Source organism: Priestia sp. P5_B4 (assembly GCF_056400385.1).
The window spans coordinates 1-10,862 of record NZ_JBFULJ010000084.1 but is presented as its reverse complement, the minus strand read 5'-3'; the positions used below and the strand labels follow the sequence as shown (position 1 = coordinate 10,862).

At 37.4% G+C, this 10,862-nt stretch carries 6 protein-coding genes; all 6 read right to left on the bottom strand.

The genetic code is table 11. The annotated features are described in order from the left end of the window. Positions 1-278: 278 nt before the first annotated feature. Genes AC1DRF_RS10340 through AC1DRF_RS10315 form a run of 6 tightly spaced genes read right to left on the bottom strand, consistent with a single transcriptional unit; the run spans position 279 to position 10,814 of the window. Positions 279-3,152 (bottom strand): ATP-binding protein, encoded by a 2,874-nt coding sequence (locus AC1DRF_RS10340; protein WP_427075629.1) that lies wholly within the window; start codon positions 3,150-3,152, stop codon positions 279-281. Beyond that, the gene (locus AC1DRF_RS10335; RefSeq protein ID WP_427075630.1) at positions 3,142-3,510 is read right to left on the bottom strand and encodes a response regulator transcription factor; all 369 of its coding nucleotides are present in this window, start codon (positions 3,508-3,510) and stop codon (positions 3,142-3,144) included. Before AC1DRF_RS10335 ends, AC1DRF_RS10340 begins: the two co-directional genes overlap by 11 nt. A 2-nt stretch (positions 3,511-3,512) precedes the next feature. Further along, the gene (locus AC1DRF_RS10330) at positions 3,513-6,761 is read right to left on the bottom strand and encodes a hypothetical protein (protein ID WP_477740699.1); all 3,249 of its coding nucleotides are present in this window, start codon (positions 6,759-6,761) and stop codon (positions 3,513-3,515) included. Then, positions 6,758-8,167, bottom strand: a complete 1,410-nt coding sequence (locus tag AC1DRF_RS10325) for a glycosyltransferase family 2 protein (protein ID WP_477740698.1) — start codon at positions 8,165-8,167, stop codon at positions 6,758-6,760. The genes AC1DRF_RS10330 and AC1DRF_RS10325 overlap by 4 nt, the downstream gene beginning before the upstream one ends. Further along, positions 8,157-9,206, bottom strand: a complete 1,050-nt coding sequence (locus AC1DRF_RS10320; protein ID WP_477740697.1) for a HEAT repeat domain-containing protein — start codon at positions 9,204-9,206, stop codon at positions 8,157-8,159. Before AC1DRF_RS10320 ends, AC1DRF_RS10325 begins: the two co-directional genes overlap by 11 nt. Beyond that, positions 9,207-10,814: a GGDEF domain-containing response regulator gene (locus AC1DRF_RS10315; RefSeq protein ID WP_477740696.1), complete on the bottom strand. Its 1,608-nt coding sequence runs from the start codon at positions 10,812-10,814 to the stop codon at positions 9,207-9,209. Positions 10,815-10,862: the final 48 nt, after the last annotated feature.

Here is a 10,862-nt window from a genome sequence, read left to right as displayed (position 1 = left end):
CCTTTCACTATCAAACTTTCTTGAGCAGTTTCTTAATTAGCTGAAATTCAATGAACGATTCTGCATCAGGTTTGTTATCTTATCTTACTATATTTATACAAAAAAGCCTCCTTACGCATGTAAGGAGGTGGAAAAAGGTAATTCTAAGGTCATCATGTTATGCCTACTTTCTATAAAACCACATTTTGAGAGCGTTTTCAATGTTTTTTTATATTACTTTGCTAATTTTCTTTTCATTTAATGAGGCTCCGTAAATATAACGAAGCCTCACCAAATTTCTACTCTTCTTTATCTGATGGAATCATAATTTCTCCTTCGTGCTCTTGTTTTTTCAAAAGCAGCTGGAGAATCGTTTTGGATAATTTACTAGGCTGATAGGGTTTAATCAGAAACTCACACACTCCAAGCTCTAACCCTTTGCTTCTTTCGTCTAAAGCAGATGAGATTAAAATAGGAATTTTTTCTGTCTCTGTATTTTCTTTGAGCTGTCTTAAAACATCCCAGCCGTCTAACTTATTTTCTCCTAACATAATATCTAGAACAACCACTTCAGGCTTTTGCTGATGAATAGAGTTTAATGCGTCTTCTCCATTGTTAAAATACCGAACGTGAAAGCCGCTTTCTTTTAATTCTACCTGTAAAAGCGTCGCTAAACTTTTATCATCTTCTACAATCACTACGCTTTTACGGCTATCATTCGTATTTATCATCTCTTCATCGTACTGAACTTCATATAGAAGCGGGAGAACAACCGTGAATGTTGTTCCTTTTTTCCATTCCGATTGTACAGTAATGTCTCCGCCATGAGCTTTTACAATTTCTTTTACAATTGCTAATCCTAGACCTGTTCCGCCAATTTTGCGCATATCGGAGTTATCTACTCTGTAGAATTTGGTAAACAATTGACCTAGCGCTTTGTTTGGTATACCAATCCCTTCATCTTGAATATCAATATAAACAGCGTGTTCCTTTTGATACACTTTAACTGTAACGTTCCCTCCATCGGGGGAATATTTCACTGCATTACTAATTACATTATTAAACAATTGCAGCAGCTTATCTTTATCTCCCATTACTGTAAAATGCTCTTGATCGGAAATCATATCAAATTCGTGCTTACTTGTTTGTATTTTCTGGACCTCAATCACCTGCTTAATAAGCGGCAGAATGTCTTGATACTTTTTATCGTAGGTTTGTTTCCCCGCTTCCATTCTTTGGACGTCCAGAAAATCGTTGATTAAAGATGTTAACCGCTGTGCTTCCTGATAAATAGTAGTTAAGTACTTCTTCTGTCTTTCTTCTTTTAATGTTTTGTTTAGCATAAGCTCAGTGAACCCTAATACACTTGCTAAAGGTGTGCGCAGTTCGTGACTCACAGTGCTTACAAATTCCGACTTCATCTGATCAACTTCAAATTCTTTCGTAATATCCCGATGAACGAACAATACGCCAAACATCTGACGGTTTCGATATACGTATTCGCTATAAACTTTTATAACTTTTCGCTTACCTTCCGTGTGCAGGTAATAAACAAAAGACTTTTCTACTTGCTCTCCCTTACAAATGGCTTCAACGTATTGTCTCAGCTGCTGTATATTTTCGACTTTTTGAGAAAGAGCATCTAGCCATTGATTGCAAGAGAGCTGAAGAAGTCCGCTTTGATGCTCATATTGAAACAATTCGCTAATCTTCGTATTCACTTGTAGAATCGTACCTCTTGTATCTACAAGCTGCATTCCTTCTTGAATCGAATTTAAAATATCTTGAGAAAGCAATCGGTCATGCTCAGACTCTTCGTAAATATAAATTTTTTCAAGGGCAATCGTAATTTGTTTTGCCAGTATTTCAAATGTCTGTAATTCATGTTCTGTGTATTCATCCGCGTAGCGGCTGTAAAACATATAGGCTAGCATATCTCCCTGTGAAGAGAGCACCGGTACGATAACATCATACAAATAAAACGTTTGCTGATGATATAGGCGCTCATGTTCTATACACTCTCTTTTTACTACCATACATTTTTTCGTCTTTTGCACATGATCAACGTAATTATTATGAAGATTTGCCACCATCTGTTGAACACTTGATGAAGATAGACCAAATGAAGCATGTGTCTTTTCATCGGCTAGCATAATAAACCCGTGATCAGCTTTCATCACCCGGCTCATGTTTGTGACAGCACTCGTGAGAACCTCTTGCTTGTGAAGAGAATTTGTTAGTCCATGCACAAATAAATTGCGCAATTCTAACTCCCCTTCTCGTTCCTTGGTCAATTCTAACGCGTGCTGAAGTTCATCTTGCTGACTGTGCAATTCATCTTGCTGTGCAATCAGCTCCTCATTTTGAGCCGTTAACTCCTGTTCATTATTTTGCAAAGTCGATACCATTTTGTAAAAGGCTTGAGATAGCATACCAATTTCATCTCTTCTATGTTCATCAAATGTCATAGGCATTTCTTTTCCGGCAGCAATTTCGCTTGCCGTATATGCGAGCTGACTCAGCGGCTTTACAAACTTATTTAGCAATACCCGTGTAAGCAATAATAAAATGACCACTGTAAACGCTAAAAATAAAATAAAGAGCGTTTGACTTTTCTGCATGTCACTCGACGTATCATCGTACTGTGTATTTAAGTCTTTAGTTAATTCCTTTTGGTAGTCATCAAGTTCTTTTTGCATTTGTTCTATTGATTTAGAAGCAGCCTTCCGCTCAGGACTAGAGCGGACTCCTTCAATACCTTTTTTGTCGTAAATATCTTTAAAATAAGGAAGCGTTTGATTAAAATACGTGTTTAGCATCACCGTCGCTTCATTTACAAACGTACGCTCACGTCTATCTGCGGCTAGACCTGAAAGTCGATCAAGATTTTCTTCGATAATTTTTTGCTGACTTGCAGCCTCGTTATACATATCCTCTGAATCAAATGCAATAAACCCACGAGCCTGCAAAAAAGCCTTGTTCATTGATTTATCAATTGTAGATAGCAGCTGTGCCTTTTCCCGTACTTGTGCCCTGTACTGGGCATAATCAGCTGTAATTTCTTTTTGCCGTACAACAAGTACAGTTGAACCCGCCGCAAAAGCAAGTAAAAGGATACTTGCTAAGAGGATGAACTGGATTGAGATACTTTTTCGTTTTAGTTTATTGTTCATCTAAAATTTCCTCGACACGTTCGGCTAGCAATAGGGGACTAAACGGCTTAGACATAAAATACGCAGCCCCTGCTTCTAACACTCGGCTTTGATCAGCAGCTTGATTCTTAGCTGAAAGCATCAATACTTTTGTATGGCGCTTATCTTTCATTTCTTTCAGCTGTTGAATGACTTCAAGCCCGGTGAACACGGGCATCATATAATCCAAAATAATTAAGTCAAAATCACGTTCTTTAATAAATTCCAAAGCTTCTTCACCATTTTCTGCTTCCGTCACATCATATCCTTCATCTTCAAGGGTATCTACCACTAACATACGAAGCACTTCTTCATCTTCTGCTAATAAAATTTTTGCCATTGTTATTCCTCCGCTTGTAGTCGTCCATACGTTTTTTGCAATATGAAGTAGGACGGCTTTATTCGTTCATGAAAAGTTGGATACTCCCAATTTCTCCACTTATATAAGTAAAAATCTTTTAATAAAAGTTCTCCTTTTTTCTGAGTCGGAAACGTATCTTCTACGTCATTGCTCTTCTTATTAACAGCTACGACTCCCACTTGAATCCCTTTTATTTTCTCGCTGGATTCTAATCCTTTTTTGGACCAAATATCTCCCATTATTTCTTTTTGACTCGGGTCTTTTACATTTAAAAGCGCCCAAGGAATGCGAAGTTCAGCAATTCCACTTGATTCATTTACTTTAAAATCTGCTAGCGAATCAAATGATGAAGAGGTAGGATCGCTGTTTCCTTCTTGGAGCTTCCCAGTTTCATAGGCGTCAAAAGGAATGGTTCTCTTGTTTTTCCCTTCTCCAATCGCTAACTCTTTGTTAAGGGCGAGCCTGATTGGATTAAACATGCCGTTGTCTTTCGTATCGGTTCCTTTTACGGCCGGAATCATTTGAAGCTGATGAGCATATGAAAAATAATACGTATCGTAATAGCTGTCTATCCATAAATGACTGTCTTCTTTCCCGTTTAATTCTGCTACAAAATCAATTCCTTTTGTTTTTAAGGAAGGAATTTGAGGAATCTTTGACTGTCCCTGATTGTTAATCGTGTTAAACAAGAAATAAAGCTTTTGATTTTCCAGTTCTTTTGCACTCACGTGTAGATATAGATAACCTTCATCACTTGTAATGTTCAATGCTTTTAACTTTTTAGACGGCTTGTATACGGACTTGCTGTTCAGCTTTTTCCAATCATCTGATTTACCGTCTACTTTGACTTTCAGCTTCGTTCCTGGATCAAAACTCAGCAGTCCAAAATGCTGCTCTCCCGTTTGCAAATTCGTCCAAAATGGCCTGCGGTTCGGATTGTCGTACTCCATCGTATTCCACGTTCGCTTAAACCATTCATCTTGCCATGTAAAGACCATACCGCCAGCCATTTTTTCTTCGACAATGTCTTCGTATAAGCGTGACAGAATCTTTCCTTGTTCTTGTTCCGTGTGAAAGCCTTGATCCCACCCGTATACGTTTCTATGGGTGAGTCCTCGCGAAGCCGGAATGCCAAATTCAGCAACAAGAACGGGCATATGATGAACTTCTTTCATATTTTGCAAATAGCCTGCGTAGTTATTTTTCTCTCCTCGATGATCTCGATAAGCGAGATAACGAGGTTCATAGTTTAAGAAATCAGGATAGTACGGATAAATATGATAAGAGGCAAATAAGCCCGGCTCAAATTTTTTAGTTGTGTGAATTAAATTAGGATTAACGGACACTTTATCTTCGTCTTCAGAAGGCTCATATGGATGAGTAAGCAAATCCGTCGTCACCCAGTTTGTAAAGCTCATAGGCCGCTGCCAATCATATTTATCCTGCTCATAGGAAATTGTTTTTTCCATAAGCTGAGCAAGCCAAATTTCAAAAGGGTTGCCTTTTTCGGTATAGATGTACTGCCCTTTAAAATCTTTCATTCCTTTATGTTTTTCATTTGTCGAAAGAGCTACCGTGGGATCCCATTCAACTCCTATAATCCAGCCCAAAACATAAGGAGAAACGTCTGCTGTATACGCTCCGCTTGCATGTCCCGTCCGTTTTGGCAGTGTTGCATTTCCATGAATAACGTTTACAATCCTTTTCATCTCAGCTTCAAATTCTTTTGTATTTTCCTTTGCAAAAGCATCTTGCGAATCATAGAAAACTTCTTCATTCACCCATACTCCATGAAAAAGATAAATGGGTTCTTTGGCTTTTTGATTATACTCAGCAAGCGCTTCATAAAAGGCGGGAGGATGAATGGTGTATACGCGGATTGAGTTTGCATTCATCTTTCCAATTTCTTTAAACCAGCGCAAATATTCTTCTTTTGAAATAGCAGTCTCACCGGGGAAATATCCTGGCTTACTAATGCCCATATTTACTCCTTTAATCAGCAAATCTTGCCACTTGCCATTTTGATAAACTTGCAAATAATCTTTTCCTACTTTCCCTGCTACTTTACGGTCAGCATCTTCATAGATTTCCATATTTTCATTAAAAGTAACAGAAGCAGGCTGAGATTCATTTTGCTGTTGATCTATGATCTTATTCATAAGAGGCAGATAAACAGTCCAGTAAAAAGAAGACTCATCTTCTTTTCCGATTTTCTCTGTCCATTTCTTCCACACCGGGTAAAAAGAGGTTTGATAAATGGAAGGTACTTCTCCTTGATCTGCAAAATCTCCTGCAAAGTAATAGGTATCATATTGCTCTTTATTATGATGAACGACTGCTGGTATGGACAAAGGGATACCATTTTCCTTTAGCTTGTTTTTTCCTTCAGAATCCAAGTGAAAGACAAACTGAGCCTGCACATCACTTTTTTGCTGGGGTGTAATTACGTCAAACCAATATTGATAAGCAGATTCATCCTGTAAATTTAATGTTTTATTTCCTTGTTTTGTATATCGAAACCATACTGGATTTTCTTTTAATTCTTTTTCCGTTATAATAACGAGCTTATTGGATTCATTAACGAATAATAAGCCTTTTCCTGTAAGGCTCCACTCTTTGTTGTACTGCTTTTTGTAAGCACTTTTCACCCAAGCAGGAACTTCTTCACTGCCGAATTCCTCAAAGTAGCGACCAATCCAGCCAGACCACGTAACATTGTACAATTCATACAGTTCTTTGCGAACGTCTAAAGAAGTAGGGCTTCCAAATGTATTAAACTCTCCAATCAGCGTGTTTGTACGTCCATTCAGCGCTTTCTTAACGTAGCTCACGTCTTCAGAAGTCATGCCGCCATACACCAATTGAGAGCGATCTCCTCTTTTAGCTTTTACGCCTAAATCTTCTTTGTATACACCATACGTGTCGGTGATATAAATCATATCTGCAGAGTTTGTTTTTGGCAGAGATTTAATGCTGTATGTTTTATCTCCTTTTGGGTAAAACCCTGCATAATCTTTTGAGATTTCATAAGGCTTCCCGTCTTTGCGTACTTTCGCTTGATTCAGCATCCACATTAAGCCTTGATGCTCTCGAAACGTTTGATCTKGCACTGTTTTATCAATAACAAGCATATTCAAATCAGTTGGTTTCTTTAGCTGCCAAATAAGAAATGGAGAAGCCGTTATCGCCATAACCAAAATAATGCCGCCGATTAATAACCATTTTTTCATTGTGAAACTCCTTTTCGCTGCATGTCTCCCCAGCCTTTTTTATTGGGAATAACATCCAACAATCCATGACAGCGCCATATAACAGTTAGAGGGCGATACCAAAAGGATTCAGTCAGGGAAAAGACAAATAGCTTAGCAATATCGGATACTTTTGGATATTTACGAAGGCTCCACTCTTCTAGCAAAACGGCCGCCATTGAATAAAGAGAACCATATACAACCATTAAAAGAAAAAGCAAATAAGCAAATTCTACATAAATCCCGCCTACAACTAGAGAAATAACAATAAACAAATAGCCTAACATTTCCATGACCGGTCCGATTAGTTCAATAAACACAAAATAAGGCATAGAAATCATTCCGATGCTTCCGTATTTCGGATTAAACAGCATCTCTTTATGCTTCCAAAGACTATCAAATAAACCGCGGTGCCAGCGGTTCCGCTGTCTTCGCAAATATTTGATTTCATCGGGTGCTTCTGTCCAGCATACGGGATCTGGAATATAAACAATTTGATTGTTGGTTTTTTTCTGTTTAATCAGTCGGTGCAGGCGAACAACAAGCTCCATGTCTTCGCCGACCGTGTGAGAATAACCCCCAGCTTCAATCACCCAGCGTTTAGAAAATACGCCAAATGCTCCTGACACAATAAGCAATAAATTATGGCGACTGAGACCAATGCGTCCCATAAGAAATGCACGTAAATATTCAATAATCTGCATCACAACAAGCGGCTGTGTATCAAGTCCAATCGATACGACCGCACCGTTTTCGATTTTACATCCATTTGCAATTCGAATACTTCCCCCTGAAGCAATTACTTCTCCGTCTGAATCAATAATTGGCTTCATAACTTTTAAAAAAGCATCTCTTTCTAACACTGAATCGCCATCGATCGAACAAAAATAAGGATAGTTGGATAAATTAATTCCTGCATTTAATGCATCTGATTTTCCCCCATTTTGTTTATCGACTACATATAAATAATCGTATAATTTAGAACGATATACAGCTTTTACTTCTTTCGTCTCTACTTGCTTTCTCACAACTCGATTCATTTTCACAAGAGAAAACTCCTCGATTAGCTTTTCTAACGTATCATCTGAAGATCCGTCGTTTACTACAATTACTTCATATTCCGGATATTCAATTCCAAGCAGCGAACGCACGCTTCCAATAATCCCGACAGATTCGTTATAAGCGGGAACTAATATAGATAACGGTGTTGTATAGCTAACCGCAAGCAAATCTTCATAAGGTTCTTCATCATTTAATTGATATTGCTTTCGTAGTTGAAAAGCAGAGATGATAAACATCATAAAATAAAAACAAAGCACAAAAATCATATAAGCAAATACAGCCCATCCGCAAATGGACAATAAAAGATGCCAAACACTATTCCACAACCGTAACTCCTCCTTTTTCAAGCCATTCTGCTGCCATATCTTTCGAAAACTTGTCATCAGTCGTTTTGTATACTTGAACTAAGTATTCTTTACCTGTTGGGATTTTCATCATTGACTGAGCAGCATTCGAACGCACAAGAAAATGAGAATCTTTTAGCGACTGCTCAAGAAGTGACAATMCCTTCTCATCTCTCGTTTTGCCTATTAGTTTTGTAGCCATCATTCTTTCTTGCCAAATACCTGACTGAAGATGGTTCGTGAGCTCCTCTATTCTTAATGGAAAAGATAAAGCATTAAGTGATTTCAATGAACGAATTCGCAGTTCTTCTGATGAACTTTTCATGTGCATTTTTAAGAAATCTATATACTCTAACTTATGATTGATACCGATCATATCGATAAGAGGCAGCTGAATTTCTTCTTGTAGATTTTCAAATTTATTAATAAATTGCTGAAACTGCTCACTGTTCATAGTTCCAAACAAAGAGCGGTACATAAATTCAGACAGCGGTCTAGAAGCGTTTGTCATGTACACAACAAACTCAGGGCGGTTCAGCTTAACTAAAATTTTTAAAATTTGATTTTTTTCAGCCGCTGTACTATTTTTTTTCTCATACATTTCTACTAATTGGTCTGTTAGCGTAGTTAGACCAAAATCTTCAATAGCATAAAGGGCATTCATTCTGACACTCCATCTAGAATGATGCAGCTCTTTTTTATATTTGGGTGTAAAAACCTTCTCCGCATAGAGCGTGATGTTATTTAGAATTTCATCGCCTTGTACAGCTGCAGAAAAACCGCTCAATAGTTCCTCTACACCCGCCAGCTCTATTCTATTTTTAGGCTCTAACCGATGTTCTTCATCTTTTCTGTATAAATAAATAAAAAGAGATTCTTTCATACTATCTTTATAGAATTCTACTTTTGCTCGAAAAGCGTTTAAACGCGCTTTTTGAATAAGTAAATAACTCAGAAAACAGACTAAAAGCAATAGCAATCCGCCAAATAAGACATATACCACTTGAATTGACATCGCCATTTATTTCACCTTCTTCATTAAATGACGCACGCGCGCTTCAAGCTCCATTAACTTAAATGGCTTTGTCATGTAATCGTCTGCCCCAAGTTCTAATGCTCTTTGAATATCTTGTTCGCTGTTTCTTGATGTAAGCATAATAACCGTATACTGATCGTGACGTTTATTCTGTCTTAATTTTTGCAGCACTTCTAAGCCATCCATTTTAGGCATCATTCCGTCTAAAATAACAAAGTACTGATCGCTAGAATGAATCCATTGAGACTCAAAAAATTCAATGCCATCTTTGAACACTTCTATTTTCACTTCATAGCGATCTCCTACATCAATCTTACTTAAAAGCTCTTTCAGCATTGTTCGAATGATAGAATCATCATCAATAATAGCCATACGAAGCGTTCGCTTTTTAACCAGCTTGCTTTGAGAAGAAGCTACAATTTTTTGACGTCCTGATTCCTTCGCTATATATAATGCCTCATCAGCTTGATGAAGAGCTTTTTCTAACGGCCATTCAGTGTTATGAACTTCTACAACTCCGCCGGAAAAGCTGCAATAAAACGAATTGCTTTGATGTGTGAACACTTTTTCCACAAAGAAATCCAACAGTCTATTTAATACTGTTTCTGCCTCTTTTATATTGGTTTTTGGCAGTAAAAGAATAAATTCTTCGCCTCCATATCTAAAAATGTGATCTGTTGGACGAATTTCATGCTTCATATACTCTACAAATGCTTGCAGCACACGGTCTCCCATAAGATGTCCATATCGATCATTTATTCTCTTAAAGAAATCTAAATCTAAAATCGCTAAACAAAAAGGATCTTTTAAGCGGTCGTAGCTTGATAGCTGCTGACTGTAGATTTCTTTTAAATACGTTCGGTTATAGGCTCCTGTTAATTCATCAAACATTAAATAGGAGTTAAACATCTGCTTTCGTTCAATATGGTGACCAATTCGAAGTAGACTTTCTTCCATATCGAGAGGTTTAACAAAAAAATCATCGGCCCCTAATTTAAAAGCCTTCAAACGCGTCTCTCTTTGATTATCAACGCTCATCATGACAATGGGGACGAACAGTTGCTTTGTTTTATCACGTAAAAATGAAAGAATGTCAAACCCTGTACAGTCTTTCATATGTACATCAACAACAAAACAATCCGGCTTTAATTCGTAAAAAGCCGTAATGGCTTTTTCTTTAGAGGCAGTTGCTAATACGTACCACCCTTGTTTTTCAAACTGTTCTTTTAAATACATCAGCATTGAAAGATCATCATCCACAAGTAAAACATTCGCTGTTTGTTCACTAATTTCTATCGGTTTATTTATGTCTTCTACGGATTGAATTTCATCTTGATAACAAATTTTAATAATATCTAATAAAAATGTATTCAACTCCGAGTAACCCCAGGTTTTTTTCTGATTTTTTTCAACAGCTTCCATTAACTCGCGGGAACGATCTCCTAAATAATTCAGTCCAATGGTTGCAGACGTTCCAGAAATTGAATGCAAAAAGCGGTACACTTCTTCATGAGGTATTTCTTCATTTTGATCGGTCCACTCTTGCAGCTGCTTGCGGACATTAGCTAATAATGCAATTTGATATTTATCCATCTTATACACCCTTTGTTCGATATAGTTAACAMTTACCCCATATTACTC

Coding starts and splice junctions, on each gene's coding strand:
- AC1DRF_RS10340 (WP_427075629.1), bottom strand. CDS start 3,152: ATGAACAATAAACTAAAACGAAAAAGTATCTCAATCCAGTTCATCCTC.
- AC1DRF_RS10335 (WP_427075630.1), bottom strand. CDS start 3,510: ATGGCAAAAATTTTATTAGCAGAAGATGAAGAAGTGCTTCGTATGTTA.
- AC1DRF_RS10315 (WP_477740696.1), bottom strand. CDS start 10,814: ATGGATAAATATCAAATTGCATTATTAGCTAATGTCCGCAAGCAGCTG.